Source organism: Aromatoleum evansii, assembly GCF_045689615.1.
In the GTDB taxonomy this organism is placed as follows: domain Bacteria; phylum Pseudomonadota; class Gammaproteobacteria; order Burkholderiales; family Rhodocyclaceae; genus Aromatoleum; species Aromatoleum evansii.
Genome location: NZ_CP141259.1, coordinates 2,518,782 through 2,537,481, shown reverse-complemented (window position 1 = coordinate 2,537,481; position 18,700 = coordinate 2,518,782). Strand labels below are relative to the sequence as shown.

At 59.8% G+C, this 18,700-nt stretch carries 17 protein-coding genes; 11 read left to right on the top strand and 6 right to left on the bottom strand.

Translation table 11 applies throughout. From position 1 onward, the window contains the following. Positions 1 to 19: 19 nt before the first annotated feature. Positions 20 to 1,105, bottom strand: coding sequence for an IS5 family transposase (locus U5817_RS11885; protein WP_407280873.1), 1,086 nt, complete (start codon positions 1,103 to 1,105; stop codon positions 20 to 22). A 157-nt stretch (positions 1,106 to 1,262) separates the two neighbouring features. Between U5817_RS11885 and U5817_RS11880 the strand changes: the two genes are divergently transcribed. The 3 genes from U5817_RS11880 to U5817_RS11870 all read left to right on the top strand — a co-directional run bounded on the left by U5817_RS11880 (position 1,263) and on the right by U5817_RS11870 (position 3,902). After that, positions 1,263 to 2,771, top strand: coding sequence for a MarR family transcriptional regulator (locus U5817_RS11880; protein WP_407280872.1), 1,509 nt, complete (start codon positions 1,263 to 1,265; stop codon positions 2,769 to 2,771). An 85-nt stretch (positions 2,772 to 2,856) separates the two neighbouring features. Next, positions 2,857 to 3,132, top strand: coding sequence for a hypothetical protein (locus tag U5817_RS11875; RefSeq protein ID WP_407280871.1), 276 nt, complete (start codon positions 2,857 to 2,859; stop codon positions 3,130 to 3,132). Next, a complete protein-coding gene (locus tag U5817_RS11870; protein ID WP_407280870.1) occupies positions 3,132 to 3,902 on the top strand; it encodes a metallophosphoesterase in 771 nt (256 codons plus the stop codon). The genes U5817_RS11875 and U5817_RS11870 overlap by 1 nt, the downstream gene beginning before the upstream one ends. Before the next feature lie 386 nt (positions 3,903 to 4,288). On the opposite strand, the gene U5817_RS11865 is transcribed toward U5817_RS11870, so the two are convergent. After that, the gene (locus tag U5817_RS11865) at positions 4,289 to 5,242 is read right to left on the bottom strand and encodes a TIR domain-containing protein (protein ID WP_407281060.1); all 954 of its coding nucleotides are present in this window, start codon (positions 5,240 to 5,242) and stop codon (positions 4,289 to 4,291) included. A gap of 516 nt (positions 5,243 to 5,758) precedes the next feature. Here U5817_RS11865 and U5817_RS11860 point away from each other — a divergent pair. Continuing rightward, positions 5,759 to 6,217, top strand: a complete 459-nt coding sequence (locus tag U5817_RS11860) for a hypothetical protein (protein ID WP_157354170.1) — start codon at positions 5,759 to 5,761, stop codon at positions 6,215 to 6,217. A 418-nt stretch (positions 6,218 to 6,635) separates the two neighbouring features. Here the strand turns inward: U5817_RS11860 and U5817_RS11855 are convergent, their stop codons facing one another. The 4 genes from U5817_RS11855 to U5817_RS11840 form a co-directional block, all read right to left on the bottom strand. Continuing rightward, complete coding sequence (locus U5817_RS11855; protein WP_018992643.1) at positions 6,636 to 7,892, bottom strand: hypothetical protein; 1,257 nt, start codon at positions 7,890 to 7,892, stop codon at positions 6,636 to 6,638. Positions 7,893 to 8,264: 372 nt separating this feature from the next. Next, a complete protein-coding gene (locus tag U5817_RS11850; RefSeq protein ID WP_018992644.1) occupies positions 8,265 to 8,732 on the bottom strand; it encodes a DUF411 domain-containing protein in 468 nt (155 codons plus the stop codon). Positions 8,733 to 8,766: 34 nt separating this feature from the next. Next, entirely contained in the window at positions 8,767 to 10,182 is a 1,416-nt protein-coding gene (locus U5817_RS11845; protein WP_026296310.1) for a heavy metal sensor histidine kinase, read from the bottom strand. Continuing rightward, positions 10,179 to 10,859 (bottom strand): heavy metal response regulator transcription factor, encoded by a 681-nt coding sequence (locus U5817_RS11840; RefSeq protein ID WP_018992647.1) that lies wholly within the window; start codon positions 10,857 to 10,859, stop codon positions 10,179 to 10,181. The genes U5817_RS11845 and U5817_RS11840 overlap by 4 nt, the downstream gene beginning before the upstream one ends. Before the next feature lie 177 nt (positions 10,860 to 11,036). On the opposite strand from U5817_RS11840, the gene U5817_RS11835 reads away from it, so the two are divergent. From U5817_RS11835 to U5817_RS11805, 7 genes are all read left to right on the top strand, one after another. Beyond that, complete coding sequence (locus U5817_RS11835; RefSeq protein WP_018992648.1) at positions 11,037 to 11,459, top strand: hypothetical protein; 423 nt, start codon at positions 11,037 to 11,039, stop codon at positions 11,457 to 11,459. A gap of 409 nt (positions 11,460 to 11,868) precedes the next feature. Continuing rightward, positions 11,869 to 13,275 carry a TolC family protein gene (locus tag U5817_RS11830; RefSeq protein ID WP_018992649.1) on the top strand — a complete coding sequence of 469 codons (1,407 nt, stop codon included), beginning with the start codon at positions 11,869 to 11,871 and terminating at the stop codon, positions 13,273 to 13,275. A gap of 17 nt (positions 13,276 to 13,292) precedes the next feature. Next, positions 13,293 to 14,690: a copper oxidase gene (locus U5817_RS11825; protein WP_026296311.1), complete on the top strand. Its 1,398-nt coding sequence runs from the start codon at positions 13,293 to 13,295 to the stop codon at positions 14,688 to 14,690. A 65-nt stretch (positions 14,691 to 14,755) separates the two neighbouring features. Continuing rightward, a complete protein-coding gene (locus U5817_RS11820; protein ID WP_026296312.1) occupies positions 14,756 to 15,265 on the top strand; it encodes a cupredoxin family protein in 510 nt (169 codons plus the stop codon). Positions 15,266 to 15,371: 106 nt separating this feature from the next. Beyond that, entirely contained in the window at positions 15,372 to 15,725 is a 354-nt protein-coding gene (locus tag U5817_RS11815; RefSeq protein WP_018992652.1) for a copper-binding protein, read from the top strand. Positions 15,726 to 15,815: 90 nt separating this feature from the next. After that, positions 15,816 to 17,105 carry a TolC family protein gene (locus tag U5817_RS11810; protein WP_026296313.1) on the top strand — a complete coding sequence of 430 codons (1,290 nt, stop codon included), beginning with the start codon at positions 15,816 to 15,818 and terminating at the stop codon, positions 17,103 to 17,105. Further along, positions 17,102 to 18,700 (top strand): efflux RND transporter periplasmic adaptor subunit, encoded by a 1,599-nt coding sequence (locus tag U5817_RS11805; protein WP_026296314.1) that lies wholly within the window; start codon positions 17,102 to 17,104, stop codon positions 18,698 to 18,700. Before U5817_RS11810 ends, U5817_RS11805 begins: the two co-directional genes overlap by 4 nt.

Genomic DNA, 18,700 nt, shown 5'->3' with positions numbered 1-18,700 from the left:
GCGCAATGGCGCTCGCGAATCACGGTGCCAGCAGATTGCCCAATCTCGTCAGGTTATAGGCCGAGAAATTGAGCAACGCATGCGCACCGATTCGATCCAGCCCACGCGCCATCGCATGGCGCAGGGTGCCGATCTCCTTCGCCCAGCCAAAGGCCTCTTCGATCATCTTGCGCCGACGCAGGCTGACCGCGTAGCCCGGGGGCGACTTCACTTTCTCTGGTACCGCGCTGCCCTTGGTTTTGGCCGCGACGTGCGGGGCAATCCCAAGGGGCTCGAGCGCGGCGATGAACTCGGCGGTGTCATACCCTCGGTCGGCCGCCAGTGTTGGCTTGTGCGTCGAATTGCCCGGTTTGATGCTGCGCTTGGCCATCACCAACGCCGCCTCACGCTCGGCGGTTCCGGTGGCCGTCGTGGTGTGGACATCGACGATCAGGCCGTGCCGATTCTCGGCCAGCGCATGCGTGGTGTAGCTCAGATACGCCACGCCACCACCCTTGCTGGCCAGCAGCGCCTGCGGGTCGGTACGCGAGACGTGCGTCTTGTTCGAGCGTTTCTTGCCGCGAAAGTCCACCTCGGGGTTACGCCCCTGGTCCGGTCCCGGCGGCTCGTCCGAGTTGTCGCGAGCCATCAGGCTCTTGTGCGAGGCCCACGCCCGCAACAGCGAACCGTCGACGCTGAAATGCTCGTCCGACACCAGTTCGGCCCATTCGGCCACCGCCACCACGCCACCGAAGAACTCGCGCATCACGCTCTCCTTGAGGAGTCGCTCGCGATTGGCGCTGAACGTCGAGTGATCCCATACCGGCTCGTCCAGCGTCAGGCCGACGAACCAGCGGAACATCATGTTGAAGTCGATATGTTCGACCAGCGCACGCTCCGAGCGAATCGAAAACAGACATTGCAACAACGAAGCTCGCAGCAATCGTTCCGGTGCAATCGACGGACGTCCGCCCTCGGCATACAGCGCATCGAAGTGCGGCGACATCGTGCGCAAAACCATATCGGCCAACGTCTTGATCCGGCGCAAAGGGTGATCCGGGTCAATTCGGTCTTCGATATTGACGTAGCTGAACAGGGCGCCTTGTTTGTGGTCGATGCCGCGCATGGGAATAATCGGTGTCGTAATGCGAACGTAATTATATCAGCCGTAGAACCCGCGTAGATGCAGGAAAACGTATTAAATCAACACCCTGCTAAGCCGGCGTAGCCGGAACCAAACAGGTTAAAGTGTCAGCGCCCTGTGACGCGAAGTGGAGGTTGCGATGAACGCACCGCTTCTTGAACGCTACCGTGACCGGATAGCCGGCGTGTTGACCTGTTACGACCGGATCGTCATTACGGGCACGCTGCCGGGCGCCTGCCATCACGCGGGGATGACCAGTTTCCTGAACGCGCACCACATCCGTATTTTTGACTACCCGCGCTTTGCCGAGCCGCTGCGCGAGCGCATCCGGGCGGGCGCCGAGCAACTGGCGGCAACAGCGGGGGCGAAGGTGGAATACCTCGCCAAGGCGCACATTCGCAAGGAAGATGTCGTTGCTGCCGTGATCAAGGGGCGCGGCGATCATCCCGGACTGGTGCATGTCATTTCCGCGATGGAAGCGTGCTCGTCCTACAAGCCCTGGCACGACAAGCGTACCCACCAGACCTATCTGCGTCCGACTCCGGGCAAGTGCCTGCATTACTACTTCTACTTCATCGACGCCGAACTGGGGCTCGTCTATCTGCGCGTACCCACGTGGTGCCCGTTCCGGCTCCAGTTCTACTGCAACGGCCATAGCTGGCTCGCCCGACAACTCACGGCCGCGGGCATCGGCTATGCCACGGCGGACAATGCCTTTATCCGCATCGACGACTGGGAGCGCGCGCAGCAACTCGCGGACAGCCTCTCCCCGGACCTGCTGCACCGGATTCTCGATCGCTACGCCACCGAATGTTGTCCGGTGCTGGATGCCTTTGGTCAGGCTTACCACTGGAGCCTGATGCAGCTGGAGTGCTCGACCGATCTGGTCTTCCGTTCCGAGGCGACGTTGAAGCCACTCTTTGCCGCGATTTCGCGCGAGGCGATTGTCTCGGTCAAGGCCGAACAGGTGATGAGCTTCCTGGGCAAGAAGATGACTGCGCAATTGGCGCAAGAAGTCGACAGCCGCCTGTCCACGCGCATCGAAGGCACCTGTATCAAGCATCGCATGGGCAGGAACTCGGTCAAGATGTACGACAAGTTCGGCCGCGTGCTGCGCCTCGAGACCACCACCAACGACGTTTCCTTCTTCAAGCACCACCGCAAGGTGGAACACCGCGATGGACACACCACCCGGGAACTGGCTGCCGTCAAGAAATCGATCTACAGCCTGATCGATCTGCGCGAGATTCTCACCGGCTGCAACCGCCGCTATCTCGAATTCCTCTCCGCGCTCGATGATTTCTCTGCGGGCCATCGCAGCCTCGACAAACTCACCACGCCCAAAGAGGTCGATGGCCATCGCATCAAGGGCTTCAACTTCTTCGACAAGACCGAGCATTCCCTGCTGTGTTCCCTGCAACGTCCGCAGTTCAACATCCGCGGCGTGCGCCGTGCCGACCTGAAACCGTTTCTCCCTCGGCTGTCCCCAGCCAGCATCACCCGCTACCTGAAACGCCTGCGCGACTTCGGCCTCATCAAGAAGGTCGGCGGAACCTATCGCTATTACCTCACCCGCATTGGCCGCAGCGCCATCGCCGCCGCCTGCAGACTCTCCGAGCAGATCATCGCCCCGGCTCTCGCCGTATGACAAAGTTTGATCAGAATCTGTAAAGAGTGAAGTCATAAGAGACTAATGAAAGGCAGATATAGGCAAAATGCAATAAGGAGGGCATTTGAACGTTCGCGAACTGTTCGAGATCCTTGCGAGCCTGCCGCCCGTCGCGCGAGTAGTGGTCGACGACTTCGAAGGCGTGTTTGATGACGTGGCGTTTGCTAAAGCAGTAGCGATCCGCGGGAACGCAAATCAAGACGCACACTACTACGGCCCGCGCCTGGCGGACGATCTCCAGCCGTCGGAAACGGCGGCGTGCATCGGCGCGGCGTGTACGAGAGGTGCACGGCTCACGGTTGCAGACATGGAAGCCGACAAAGCGCGAGGGATCTGGTGATGAAGCTCGGCATTGCGTCCGATGTCCATCTCGAATTCGGCGAGCCGTGGGAGCCGGCCGATCTCGACTATGACGTACTCGTGCTGGCCGGCGATATCGACGTTGGCACCAAGGGCTTCAAGCGGTTTCGCGGGTGGCGCGGTCGGTGGATGATCTACGTCGCAGGCAATCACGAGTTCTACGGCCAGAACATGCCCGCGACGGTGCGCCAGTTGCACGGACTACGCGCTGAAGCCGAGCGTGCAGGCAGCTTCTTCCTCGAAAAGTCCTCGACCGTGGTCGAGGGCGTGCGCTTTCTCGGAACGACGCTCTGGACCGACTTCCAGCTGTTCGGTACCCATCGCCGCGGCGAAGCAATGAACGCGGCCGAAGAGCAGATGACCGATTACCGGAAGATCGTCGCGCTGAAAGACGGGCCGACGAAGGTCATGCTGTCGGCTGTCGACACCCTGCGCATCCACGAATACGCCCGCGACTGGCTTGCTCACGAGCTCGCGCAGCCACACGACGGTCCGACGGTGGTCGTGACACATCATGCACCGTCGATCCAGTCGATCGCGCCACGCTTCCGGGGTGATCTGGTGACTGCAGCGTATGCCTCGAACCTCGAAGGGCTGATCCTGGAGCATCAGCCGACGCTGTGGATTCACGGCCATTCGCACGTCGCCTGCGACTACCGCATCGGCGCGACACGGGTTGTCGCGAACCCGAAGGGCTATCCAGGCGAAACGTTTGTTGGGTTCCAGCCGCGCCTTGTTGTTGAGGTTTGAGACGACGAAGCCGTATGAGCGCACCGCGCTCTTATCTTCGCTCGCGAGCTGCTCGAAGAGCTCCGTGATCGCACAAAACATCCAGGGACAACTGTGAGGAGTGGGGGCGGCAAGGCAAGAAGCTGCACTCGCGCCATTGCGACCATCAAGACGTCAGGGGGTTAATGTCAAGTTCCGCCGCGTAGGCAGAATGTGAACAGGGCACGACACCATGACGTCGATCCTGCTTCGACGTCCAATCACACAGAACCGTAGCTCACCAGTCCGGCGAACTCACGCTGCCAAAGCTGAGCTGACATACGACTTTCGTCGCGCATGTCCCGGAGGGGGCAATAATCCAAAAATCGCGGGCATGTCGCACGAGGATAGGCAGCGTGCGGGGCGACTCACCGCTGCAATGGCTGAATTAGCATTTCCCAGAAGTACTCCGCCACTCCCTCGTAATTGAGGAGCGTTTGGCCATCGCGCCCGAGGTGGGCGAAGCCGAGCGGCTTGAACCCCAGCGAGTAGCCGTCGTCCTGGATCGACATGCTTTCGTTGAAGCTGTTCTGCGAAACGCCGCTGTGGCTGAACAGGATGTCGCCGCCGAAACTCCTACCTCCCATCCAGATTCCGCATCCGCATCGCCGTTTCCCAGAGACGTAAATCGCCGCGTCAAAGCTGTTGGCATCGATCTGACGGAAATTCACTTCGATGTCCGGATTGCGCTGCTTCAACTCTTCCAGGGAGTTAGCGAAGTACTTGGCTACAAACTCGAAACACTCAGCCCGTGCGCAATCACGCTCGCGGTCAGTAAATTCCTTCTTGATGCGCAGGTTGCTGGACCGGGACGTTGTTGTAGTAACCACCGGTTGCACGGGTGCCGCTACCGGTGGAGCCGCAAGCGCTGCTGGCGCAGCGGCAGTCGACTTGGGAAGCGTATTGAGCGCGCCCTTGATCGCGGATACGACGTGGAAAAAGCCCTCATCCAATGAAGGGTACTGAGTGACCGCCTTCCCATCCGGTGTGGCGGCCAATAGCTTGCCGAACGGCAAATCGTGCCAGTGGCAGACCCGCAAGATCACCGGGATCACGATCGCCAGCCCAAGGTTGTGACGCTCGACTGCGCGCACCATTTCGACGTCGTAGCAGTAATCGGAATTGATGAAATCGGGACTCACGAGCAGCAAGACGAGTTCGGCATCCTCGAAGTGTTGGCCGATTTCATTATTGAATTCTTGCCCAGCAACGATCCGGCGATCGTGCCAGGTTTCGATCAAGCCCTGGCGTTTCAGGGGCGAAAGATGCTTTTCGAGCTCGTTTCGCAATGTCTCGTCCACGTGCGAGTAGGAGAAAACCACTTTGGCCAATTTACGTCTTCCTGAGTCAGTCGCGTGAAGCAAATAAATAGTAATGGAGCGGAGGATCGCTATAGTCCCACTCTTTCGCCTGCGCCCGAAAAAGCTGTGGTCAGCGCTCCCCGAATTGGCGCTTGCATAGTGTAGCTTGCATGCCTAATCCGGAACCACTGTTGCGCGGCGCACCACAGGACTTTTTTTGTCGCGAACGCCCTGGCGACCAACAATAGACGAAACAATCAAGCTTCGGGGCACATGAAATCCATCGCGCTACTCGACATCAGGCTACGCTAGACCGGTGGGTAGGGGAGGATTTGCAGCGCGAGGAGATTCACCATCGAGCGGCCCGGTAAGAGGCAAGTCGGGAACGGCACAACCAGCGTCAAGATCCAATGCCGCCACGTTCTACCTGCTCCGGCCGGCGAGTAGCAAAGCTGGAAGACCAGCTAAATACATTGCGCACACTGGAATACGTAGCGCATAATCTATGTCTTCGATTAAGTTTGCCTGGAGGTGGAAATGCCAAATGCAACAACAATTTATCGCGCGCTCGAAGAACTAGCAAGGCGATTTGAAGTGCTTCATCAAAAGTTCAGCGAATTTTTCGAAGCTGCACAATATATGGGAGATAGGAAATGTTTCGGGCCGATCGTCAAATTTGATGATCATCTGGATAGGAACTGCTTCACGGTTAATTTCCTTGACAAGACTCTTATTTTCCGCTTTTCGTCCGCATTAAGCGAGACGAACTCCCCTGTCGGCACCGTCACCTGCCTGGAGCCCAACCCCGACGACGAATCGCAGCCGTACGACGTGCTGACTATTTCTTTCTCAACCAGTGGAAAAATTTATGGTATCGACAAGCCCGATGACTTTGAGGATCCGCTGAATATCAGTGACACTGTCACCGCAATCTTTATCGTCAGCCATTGCGTCTACCTGACCCTCCGGAAGGGAGTGCAGGCACAACCCTCGTGAGGGCCGGCATAGCCCCCGACAAATCCAAGTCGCGCCGTGACGGCCAAGAGGACGCGCTCTCAAGGCACGAGCCGCGAGGGGATAAAGTGGCGAGCTGAGAACGGTTGGTCGATACTTTCCACCGAGTGAAGAACATATCGACGGTCGAGTGGCTCTTGTCGGTCGGGCCGGCTTTGACATGAGGTTCACTGCGCTCATTCGGCACAGCTTTCCGCTCTGCAGCCGGTAAACGATGGATTTCAGATGGACTTGAGCCGTACGCTCACGGTCGGCCCTGTATGGCAAGCGGAAGGTTGGAAGCCAGCCACTGCCAGACGGCTGAGACGTTCGGCGGGTAATGTCAACCGCGTGGTTGTGGCTGTGAAATGCAATCTACGGGCGCTCCTGCCGAGCGGCAAGTCTCTCCAAATATTCTCCATCATGCGACACAGCGACACGCAAGGCGCTCGAGAATCCGCCGATCTTCGCCGAGCTTGCACAGCGATTCGAAATGCTGGTCAAGATCCTCGAACAGGATATAACTCAGTGAGAAGTCCTCGTGGCGCTGGAACATCGGGCGCTTGAGTTGCACGACGATCTCCTTCTCGCGTGCAGCCGGAGCAACCAAATATAGATGCTCATGCCGGCCCGGAATCGACAATGCCATGTCGGCAAGGCGTAGGATTCCCGAATAAATCGACGTACTCTTCTCCACTTCAAAGGCACTCGCGATTCTCGGTTCGCCAGGGTATAGCCACAAGACATCGATGAGTTCTGCGGTGGCGTGCACTTCTGGTGGGAGCCCAAGGTCTGGCAGACACTCCAGGCAACGGTAGCCCAGCGCGCGGCCGCGGTAGAGGGCGCTGCGGTCATTGCGGGCGACCAGCACGTCATAGCCCAGTGCGCGGCCCAGTTCGATCAGTTGATATTGGACCTTCGTATGCAGGCGCTCCTCCGCCATGTCTTGTTCGACCTGGGCGTGGCGCTTGCGACGCACCTGCTCGATTTTTTCACGTTCGATGGTCAGGGCACTCGAATCATCATCGGTCGTTCCGAGCCGTCCGACGCCAATCTCGAAAAGCATGCCGCTGAATGCGCCCAGATCTCGTGAGAGCATGCCCAGTGCAGCGTTGGCAACGATGATTGTCTCCCGCATTTCCAGATAGCTGTCCCACGAGCCGAGTCTCTTCTTTGTCCTAAACAGCGCGTTGAATCCGTTCAGCATTGCCGTGTTGAACGGTGGGAAATGCGTCGGATGCAGGAAGTACAGAATATTCGCGACGGCTGGGCCCAAGCCTTTGATGCGCTTACCGGCGAGTTTCAGAACCTCCCTTTCGAGCGCCCGTACATCGGTAGTTCCGAGACAGGCGTAGAGGAACTCGCCAAATGCCTGTTTGTTGAGATCATGCTCGTAGATGTCGGGGATACGCAATTTTGGCTTCCAGTAGAACGGATGTGCGGCCCCTTCGAATACCTGTTTTTGTTCGGAAATGCACGCCAGTACGAACTCCAAGGACGATCCCTTGAAGTCATTCGGGAAGCGATGATGCTTGATATCGTCGACGACCGCTGCAACACCACGGCGAATGCTGCGAAACGCCTTGATCCGGTCTTCGCTGCTGATGAACCAAGTGCTATAGACTGATTCGGGATCGGCCTTGTAAGCTTGCGCAATCGGCAACAGAGCATCATGCATAAGGACCCCTCATTGACTTGAGCATCATTTCTAACAGCGTAAATTGAGGTGGTCAATCCTGCCCAAATGGGGGGGCGCTGCCCACACATCCGGCCCCCGGACACATCGCCTACGCCGTCCTGAGTTGTCATCGAGAACGCAAAGGTCCGGAGCATGGGCATAAAGCATATGCCCGCCGCCAAGGATCGCGCATCGGCGTTGATGGCGATGGGTCCCTCCTGTGCGAGGAATGGTAGAACGCCTGCGCTAGCCGTGTTCAGCCGCGATGCAGCAGTCTGGCTCGTGGGTCTGCCGAGGAGGGGGGCGAGGCACGCCGCGCAGGTAGGCCGGCACTTTGCATCTCTGTGCGATAGTGCCGCGCCTGCCCCCGGTTCAGTGCCTTGCGAAAGTGGTGATCACGCCCTTCTCGTCGAAGCTGACGACTTCGTAACGGTCAGCGGGGAAAGGCCCCTCCATTCCCGGGGATCCTTGAGGCATTCCGGGCGCGGAAATGCCCACGATCTTCGGCTTGACTGCCAGCAACCGCTTCACATCCGAAGCGGGCACATGCCCTTCGACGACGTAGCCGCCGACCTTGGCCGTGTGGCACGAGCTAAGCGCCGTCGGGACACCGGCGTCGCGTTTCACCTCGCCCATTTTCGGTGTGGCAATTTCCTTGACGTTGAAGCCCTGGGATCGCATATGCTCTGCCCATTTGCCGCAACAGCCGCAATTCGGATCCTTGTAAACGATGACTTCGTCACCTGCTGCAAGCGCAGGAGACAGACTGAACGTGAGGGACAGCGCAGTTGCGGCAAGCAATGCGCGCTCGCGGATCGGAAACAGTGCATTGATGGTCATATCGGTCACTCCTGGCGAATACCTTGGGCAAACTCTACTCTATGCTCGTCTGGCCATGGATCGAGCGCGGCAAATGAATGCGAAATGCGGTGACGCCGTCGGCGGATTCGACGTCTACCGTTCCGCCATGTGTCTCGACGATCGTACGGGTGATTGCCAGACCGAGCCCGGCGCCCTCTCCGTGATGATGTCGCTCGGCGCTTGCACGATGGAAACGTTCAAAGATGCGTGATAGTTGATCTGCCGGAATTGTGTCTCCGCGATTTTGAACGCGGAGCATGACTTGAGGGCCGTCATCGGCGACATCAATCTCGATAGTGCTTCCCGCGCGCGAGTGGCGCAGGGCATTCGATAGCAGATTTGAGATCGCGCGCCGCAGCATCAAGCGATCACCGTGGACCGTTGCTGCGCCTCGTACCACCACGCTGACATCGTGCTCCTCGGCAAGTGCTTCATAGAATTCCGCGAGCGCACGCGCCTCCTCGGCCAAGGCCACCAGTTCGTGTGGGCCAGGCAGGCGCCCATTATCCGCTTTTGCCAGGAACAGCATGTCGGCAACCATCCGCGCGATCCGTTGGTATTCTTCAAGGTTTGACGTTAAGACCTCACGATATTCGTCGGCGGTACGCGTTCGGGACAGGGAAACGGCCGTTTGCGTCATCAGATTCGAGATGGGGGTCCGCAGTTCATGGGCAATATCGGCCGAAAAGTCGGATAGACGTTGAAACGCAGCTTCGAGGCGGCTGAGCATGCCGTTAAAGGCGTCGACGAGTTCACGCACTTCAACCGGCGCCTTGGCTTCCGTCAAGCGTTGGCTAAGACGCTCAGCTGACACCCCGCGAGCGATCTCGGTTACTCGGCGTAAGGGGGCGAGACCCGCATGCGCGACCCACCAGCCGAGCAGGGCGGCCATTACCGCCGCGAATGAGATGGCAAGCCAAAGGCGAAGCCGCGCTGCGTCGAGAAAAGTTGCATGGTGGGTGATATCCAGTCCGACCACAGCGCGAATATAGGTCGTTGTTCCGTCGGCCCGCGGCATACGCAGCGACTGCTCACGTCCCGCATAGTGGTGTCCATCCTTCTCCCATTTGGCGATGCCGGATGGTAATGCCTCTCCGGCGAGGATTCCCGTCAGAAAAGAGCTTGGATGGATTGCGTAACTTACAACCCCGTCCTTATCGCGCAAGAACGCCGCGATACCATCATGGCCGACGAAAGCGTCGTCGAGTCGTTGGGGCAGCATATCCCGTGCGGACGGCGAATCGGCCCGCTGGAGCAGATTTTCGATCAGCGCGAGTTTTCCGCGCAATTCATGGTCGTCGAGTTCAGCAAAGTGCGCTTCCACTGCACGACCGAGCAGTACGCCGACGGCAATCAGTAAGCTCGCTGCCGTCAGTGCGAAGAGCAGTGCAAGTCGTGTGGTGAGCGATAGAGGGTACCGGAACTTCACTGAGCCTCCGGTACTTCCAGAACGTAGCCCATGCCACGCACGGTACGGATAAGTTTTGGTTCGAAGGGTTCGTCGACTTTCGCTCGCAACCGCCGAACTGCGACTTCGATGACGTTCGTGTCGCTGTCGAAGTTCATGTCCCACACTTGCGAGGCAATCAATGACCGCGGCAACACTTCGCCCTGCCTACGCAACAGCAGTTCGAGTAATGAGAACTCCTTCGCTGTGAGATCGATCTTTATGCCTGCACGCGTCACTCGCCGTCGCAGAAGATCAAGTTCGAGGTCCCCAACCCTGAACACCTCAGGTTCCTTGGCCTTTCCTCGACGTAGCAATGTGCGCACGCGCGCGAGCAGTTCCGAGAAGGCAAAGGGTTTCACTAGATAGTCGTCGGCCCCGAGCTCGAGACCACGTACCCGATCCTCGACCTGATCGCGTGCAGTAAGAAACAGCACTGGCGTTTCTCTGCCGCTACGTCGGACGGTTCGAAGCACGCCCCAGCCATCAAGTGAGGGGAGCATTACGTCGAGCACGATCAGGTCGTACTCGCCATTGAGCGCCATATGCAGGCCATCCAGCCCGTCGCGCGCGAGGTCCACAACAAAGCCGGCTTCGCCCAGCCCCTGCTGCAGGTAATCGCCGGTTTTCGGCTCATCCTCAACGATCAGGATCTTCATGGTTGCCCTCTATCTCGTTCATGCGACGACATTTTGCATCGCTAAACCGGGCTTCAATTCGAGATTACCAAGATGTAATTCGGGAGACAGACTTCTGACACCTTCTGAGTCGCAATATGGCGATGTGTCGGTCCGTACCGAGGGCATCGCTTCTATCCTTTCGAAGGAGGTAGTTGTATGAAACCGATTATGGTGATGCACGTTGTGTTCGCGTTGACTGCCGCGGCTGCGATGTCTGTTACGTTTGCGGCAGCGCCGACGAATGAGGAGCACCAAAGTCATCATCCCGACGTGGCGCAAGTGACACCCGCCACGACAGGGCCCGCTGCCAGCATGCCCGCGCTCCAACAGCGCATGAAGGCGATCCGTTCGGAGAAAGACCCCGCGCGTCGCATGGCCCTGATGGAAGAGCAGGTGCACGCCATGGAGTCGGCGATGCGTGACATGCCAGCTGAATGCCCGATGGCCGCTGGCAGGATGGGCGGCAAAGCGCCAGACATGATGCGTGACCACATGCGAATGATGGAAAAGCGCATGGACATGCTGCAGCAGATGATGGAAATGCACATGAAGGCTGAGCCGACGAACCCCATGAAATAAGAGGAGGTTTGCCTCTGGGAAGGCTCCTCGGGGCTAAGGCCACAAGAAAGAATGAATCCCCGATGAAGAGCGGTTGTTTCGCCATTTCGTGGCGGAGCGCTGCGGCGCTCGTCTGTCTGGCCTTGCAAGTTCACACAGGCCGAGCCGCGGCGTCGAACGTGTCCTCGCCACCAGAATCCTCCCGCGTGCGCGACGCCACATTTGCGACAGGCGCGGATGTCGGAATTGAGGTGCCCTCGTTCCGTTCCGTGCTTGAAAACTACCGTTCTTACGGCGCGGACGAGCCCCTTCGTCCATGGCGTGAGGTCAACGATGAGGTGGGTCGAGAGGAGGGCCGTCACGGTAATCGCGACACTACGCCGATTTCGAACGATGCGGCGCCACAGGGTGGAAGGACGGAGGATATGAGGTGAAGGCCGCCACGTCTTTTGTCTTGGTATCCGCTGGCATCCTGACGGGCTGCGCAACGGCCGAAATTGACAGTAACTACGAGGCGGTAGCGCGATTCAGTCAGGAACATGCTGGAAGCGTGCCACGATGGTTGCGTAGCGATCCTGATCGCGTCGAGGTGGAGGCGGAAGTCGCTCGCCTGCTGGCTCAGCCGCTGCGTAAGGATGATGCCGTGCGGATAGCGCTCAACAATAGTCCGGCGTTTCAGGTGGTGCTTGCAGAAGCGGCGGCGGCATCGGCCGACACTACGCGCTCAGCGCGCGTCCCCGGCCCGGTGTTTAGCTTCGAGCGTCTGCTGCGTTCGGGAGGCGGCGAGCACGAACTCGAGCTTGGCCGAGCGCTGAGCTTCTCACTGCTTGACGTGTTACTCCTGCCTGCGCGTCTCGACCGCGCCGAGCTGAAACAACGGGAAATCCGGTTGCGGGCCTCGGCGTCGGTCTTGGCGCTTGTAACTGACGTGCGCCGCGCATGGGTCGAGGCTGTTTCGGCGTTACAGGTCGCCAATTACCACGACCAGGTGGCCAGTGCCACGGCAGCGACAGCCGAACTCGCGCGCCGTATGCAGAGCGCGGGCAACTACAGTCGTCTTCAGCAAGCGCGAGAACAAGCGCAGTATGCAGATGCCGTGAGCGTTCAGATTCGTGCGCGTCAGGATGCGGTACGGACCCGCGAAAACCTCATTCAGTTGATAGGCCTGTCGCCTCACCAGGCGCTTGCCCTTCGACTCCCGGAGCGCTTGCCGGATTTGCCGGGGGAACCGATCGACGAAGCGACGGTTGCTCGCACGATAGTCGACGAGCGCCTCGACGTCCGTATCGCACGCGCTGCACTTGAAACAGCCGCGAAAGATCTCGGACTTACGCAGGTGAGCAGCGTAGTCAATGGGATCGAGGTCGCTGGCGTGCGCAACAGCGAGACAGGCACGCGCCCACAGCGTGGTTTTGAGATCGAATTGCCGTTGCCGATATTCGACTTCGGTGACGCACGCCGCGCGGGAGACCAGGCGCGTTATCTCGCTGCGGTCAACCGTACCGTACAGGTCGTTCGCAATGCCAGTTCGCAGGTGCGCTCGAACTATGACGGGTATCGCAACGCGTATGACTTGGTACGCCATTACCGCGACGAGGTCATCCCGTTGCGCAGAAGCATCGCGGACGAGGCGGTTCTCCAATACAACGGGATGTTTATCAGCATTTTCGAGCTTCTCGCGGAGACCCGCAACCAGACGTTAGGCGTGATTCAGGCCATTCAAGCTGAGCGTGACTTCTGGCTTGCGGACGCCGCACTGAGTGCGACCTTGCTCGGTTACCCGATTGCGCCGACGGTCCTGCGATCAGGCCCGGCGGTACCTGTCGCTCAACACTAGTATGGCGAGCACTGAGAATGCCCAATAGACGACAATTTCTCGCGGGTGCAGGCTTGCTTGCGATCGGTGGGGTGGGCCGTGCTGCCTTGGCAGCTCTACCCGAGGTGGCCCTACGGCACAGTGCCGACACGGCGATGCCGCTGCAACCCGCCGATGGTGCTTCCTACAACCCAGTTGTGACCCTCAATGGCTGGACAGCACCATGGCGCATGAACGGCGGCGTCAAGGAGTTCCATCTTGTTGCGGAACCGGTCGAGCGCATCATCGCTCCGGGGATGACCGCGAGGTTGTGGGGATATAACGGCCAATCGCCGGGCCCCACCATTGAAGTGGTTGAAGGCGATCGGGTGCGCATTTTCGTCACGAACCGTCTCCCCGAGCATACGACGGTCCACTGGCACGGGCAACGTCTGCCCAACGGCATGGACGGGGTTGGGGGGCTGACGCAACCGCATATTCCTCCTGGCAAGACATTCGTCTATGAATTCATCGCCCGCAGGCCGGGTACCTTTATGTACCACCCCCACGCCGACGAGATGGTGCAAATGGCGATGGGGATGATGGGGTTGTGGGTCACGCATCCGCGTAACCGGCATGCGCTGATCGACCCTGTTGACCGCGATTTTTGCTTCCTCTTGGGCGCGTTCGACGTAGAGCCCGGCAGCTATACCCCCAAGACCCATACGATGCTTGAATTCAACCTGTTTACGTTCAACAGCCGCGTCTTCCCGGGCATCGATTCGCTCAACGTGCGCCGTCGCGATCGCGTACGGATTCGAATTGGCAACCTATCCATGACCAGCCATCCGATCCACCTGCATGGACACGAGTTCGAAGTGACGGGGACGGACGGTGGTCCGATCCCGAAGGAGGCTCGCTGGCCCGAAGTTACCGTCGACATCGCGGTTGGCCAGATGCGTCAGATCGAGTTCGTCGCTGACGAGGAAGGCGACTGGGCGCTGCATTGTCACAAGTCGCACCACACGATGAATGCGATGGGTCACGACGTACCGACAATGATTGGAGTCGATCACAGAGGTCTTGTCGAGCGCATCCAGAAACTCGTACCGGACTATATGGCGATGGGCGAGCGCGGCATGGCTGAGATGGCCGAAATGGAGATGCCGCTGCCAGACAACACCCTGCCGATGATGACAGGCCAAGCGCAGTTCGGCGCAGTCGAGATGGGCGGCATGTTTACCGTCGTCAAGGTTCGGCGTGATCAGAGGCCAGGAGACTACTCGAACCCCGGGTGGTACAAACATCGGGCGGGGCGTGTCGCTCATGAGTGGGCAGGGGGTGTCATGGACCCGGCGCGGACACTCGATGCAGGTGGTCAATCAATGCCGGGGACTACCACCGGCTCTCCCGGAACGATCAATGTTCGCCGGCCCAGACGTCACCCGGGGCACTGATGCTGGACCACTGCCCACTTCTTCCCGAACTGTATGAAATATTCGATTATGATAATGGAGAACCAATGAGGTCACGACGTCATTTCTTGGCTACGAGCCTGTTCGCGACAGGCTCACTCTTTGCTGGTCGCGCAGCATTGGCTCACGGAGAAGCGACGCACTCCGCCATCAGACCTGCGACGGTTAGTAATGAACAGAAGGACTGGGGGGTGGCCGGCGATCCGCGCGAGGCAAGTCGTACTGTCCCCATTCTAATAACGAATGGAATGCGCTTCTCGCCCGATCGCATCGAAGTACGCCTTGGAGAAACGATCCGCTTTGTTCATCGCAACGTCGATAACGTTCTCCACGAAATGGTCATCGGGACAAAGTGGGCACTCCATGAGCATGCTGAATTGATGACGAAGTTCCCCGGTATGGAGCATGACGCGCCGTGGATGACTCACGTTGCCCCGGGCGGGATGAGCGAAATCAATTGGACGTTCAATCGCCCCGGGCGCTTCGAGTTCGCCTGCCTGATCCCTGGTCATTACCAAGCGGGCATGATCGGTACGATCATTGTGTCCCAAGCTTGAGCCGATTGATCCATGCAAGCTGACAAAAAAGTAATTTTCCAGTCACCTTCCGGTTCAAATCGACTCTTCATACTGAGTCTCAATTAGTCACGACGCAGGATTTGTCATGCTTACCCAACGCAATCTTCCGACCGTTGCGCTCCTCGCAGCACTCGCAATGGCCACTCCGACCTTTGCGTCGAACGGCCACGATGCCCATCATGCTGGCGCTGCCGACAGCGGTAGCGAGGTCGTATCGGCGCTGTCTGACGGAACGATCAAGAAGATTGACAAGAGCACCGGCAAAATTACGATCAGCCACGGTCCGCTCGAAAATCTCGCCATGCCGGCAATGACGATGGTTTTCCGTGCCGCCGATGCATCCATGCTCGATCAGGTCAGAATAGGCGACAAGGTCCGCTTCAGGGCCGAGCGCGTTGATGGCGTGTTCACTGTCACAAAGCTTGAAGCCGCAAACTGACGCCAGCGTCACCGGGAGGGGTGTAGTCCCGGACGCCGTGGGCACCTGTCATTTACGATTGTATCGGCCTCTATTTTCAAGTCGTTTCGGATGAAAACGCATATTCTCGGCCTCCGTTCCTTGCATAGAGTCGTAGGCATTACCGTGCTCGCCGCCAGTCTGGGGGCAGGCGCCGCACACGCCCAAACCCCCCCGTTGGGTGCCGATGTGGTCGGTCTGATAGAACAGGCCCGCCTCAACAACCCGGCATTCGCGGGCGATCGCGCCGAAGCTGCCGCGGCCCGGGAACGGGTTGAACCGGCGGGCGCGCTGCCCGATCCGACCGTTCAGATTGAACTCATGGACTTCACTAACACGATGCGTGGGGGCTCGACGACACTTATTCCGGGCGAAGTTGGGGAAACGCGCTATCGCATCATCCAGTCATTACCGGGCTGGGGTAAGCGCGAACTAGCAGCGAACGCGGCAAGTGCGCGTGCTGATCAGGCCGATGCGAACCGCGACGCAGCATGGCGCAATCTTGCTGCAGAGATCAAGATTGCGTGGCTGCGTTACTACGCGGCCGATCGCGAGGCCGCACTGAACCGTGACGGACTCGCATTGCTGCAGAGCCTTGAGGAAATCACGCTGTCGCGCTACCGACTCGGCCTGCTGCCGCAGCAGGCGGTATTGCGTGCGCAGCGTGAGATCACCTCTCAACGTCTTGCGCTTGTGGGCATCGAACAGCGGCGCCGCGGTATGGCCTCGGCACTGAACGCATTGCTCGGACGTGCGCCGGGCAATGAACTTGCTTTGCCCCAGGATCCCGCGCCATTGCCACAGACGCTCATCCTTGCGGACCTGGCCGAGCGCGCCCGTGCGACTAACCCAATGATTGCCGCCGAGGATCGCGGTATCGAGGCGGCGCGGATCGAGCGCGATCGAACTTGGCGGGACCGATACCCGGACTTCAGTCTCGGCCTGACCAACAACCAACCTCGCGGCGGTGATCAATCCTGGGATGTGATGTTTGAGGTGATGATCCCGCTGCAGCAGTCCGCTCGTCGAGCGCGCGAACGTGAGGCGACGCTGATGGTCACTGCCGCTGACGCAAAGCGCGCCGCGGCCGAGTCGAAGCTGCTGGGCGAGCTTGGCAGTGCCTACGCGACGTACGCGAGCGGCCGTGAAACGCTGCAACTGTTGCGCGGGACGCTCATGCCGCAAGCTGAGGCGACACGGGATGCAACGCGCGCCGCATTCGCGACGGGGCGTGTCGACTTCGATACCGTGCTCGAAGCCGAGCGCCAACTCGTCGATACGCGCATGGCGATGCTGCAGGCCGACGTTGACACTCGGATGGCGCTTGCTGAACTTGAAAAACTTGCAGGAGATATGCCTTGAAGCCCGGCGTACAACTTTCCTTGGCTGCTGCGGCGGTCGCGCTCGCGTTGGGCGCCGGTTACTGGGCGGGTAATCGCGCCGATAGACAGGATCCGGTAACGGGTAGCCACGTGGTCGGTGCGGGCGAGGCCGCGCCAGCAGGTGGGACGCCATCGAGTGGAACTGGCGAACGCAAGGTCCTCTACTACCGCAACCCAATGGGGCTGCCCGACACCTCGCCCGTGCCGAAGAAGGACTCAATGGGTATGAACTACATCCCGGTGTATGCCGACGATAAGCCTGACGATAGCGGAGTGGTCGTCGTGAGCCCCGCCCGCGTGCAGACTCTCGGCGTCAAAACGGCGGTCGCCGAAATGCGCGTCGTCGATGCGGTAGTGCGTGCGGCCGGACGTATCGAGCTCAACGAGCGCGCGATCGTGGATGTCGCGCCGCGTTTCGAAGGCTGGATCGAGCGCCTGTATGTGAATGCCGTCGGAGATCCGGTACGTCGCGGGCAGCCGCTCTTCACGATCTACAGCCCGGAACTGCAATCGGCTGGCGAGGAGCTGCGCATCGCCGAGCGACTGCAGCGCGACAGCGCGTCCACCGATACTGTCGCTGCCGACGCTGCTCGTCGGCTCGCCGATGCGACGCGGGCGCGCCTGCGCAACTGGGACATCGCCGCGCCCGCGAGTGGCGAGACGCCGCAGCGCCAGACTTTCCATTCACCGACGAACGGCGTCGTGCTTGAGAAGAAGGCGGTACAGGGCACCCGCTTCATGCCCGGCGACGCGGTCTATCGCATCGCCGACCTGTCGAAGGTCTGGATCATCGCCGACATCTACGAGCGCGACCTCGCCCGCATCCGGGTTGGCCAGTTGGCGTCGGTCACGCTCGACGCCTTCCCGGACCGCCGCTTCGAGGCGAAGGTCGGCTATCTCTACCCAACGCTAAATACCGAAACGCGCAGCACACAAGTCCGCCTCGAACTTGACAACCGCGACGGCCTGCTGCGCCCGGGGATGTTCGCGCACGTTGACCTCGCGTCCGGCGTGGCGACCCAGCGAGTAACCGTGCCGACTTCAGCGGTAATCGACGACGGCAAGCGCCAGGTTGTGCTGCTCGCGCTCGACGAAGGACGCTTCAAGCCGCAACCGGTGCGCATCGGCCAGCGCGGCAAGGAATACGTCGAAGTGACGGACGGCGTGCAGGCGGGCGATCGTGTTGTCGTGTCGGCGAATTTCCTGATCGACTCCGAAAGCCAGCTCAAGGCCGCTTTGTCGAACCTGACCGATGCCACGGCGGCAGAAGGTGGGGGATCGTCCGCAGCAGCGCAGATCTACCGCGGGGAAGGTACCTTCGACGCGCTCGATGACGCTGCCGGCACCGTGTCATTGACGCACGGCGACATTCCCGCGCTGCAGTGGCCTGCGATGACGATGGACTTCGGAATCGCATCGAAGGATCTCGCTGCCGGAGTTGCGCCAGGCACAAAGGTGCGCTTCGAGTTCATACAGCGCGCGCCTGGCGAATTCGTGGTTACCCGGATTGAGAAATCTGCACCGGCGGCCGCTAGCGAGCCGGTGGCACCGGCCCCAGCGCACGGAGGGCACTAA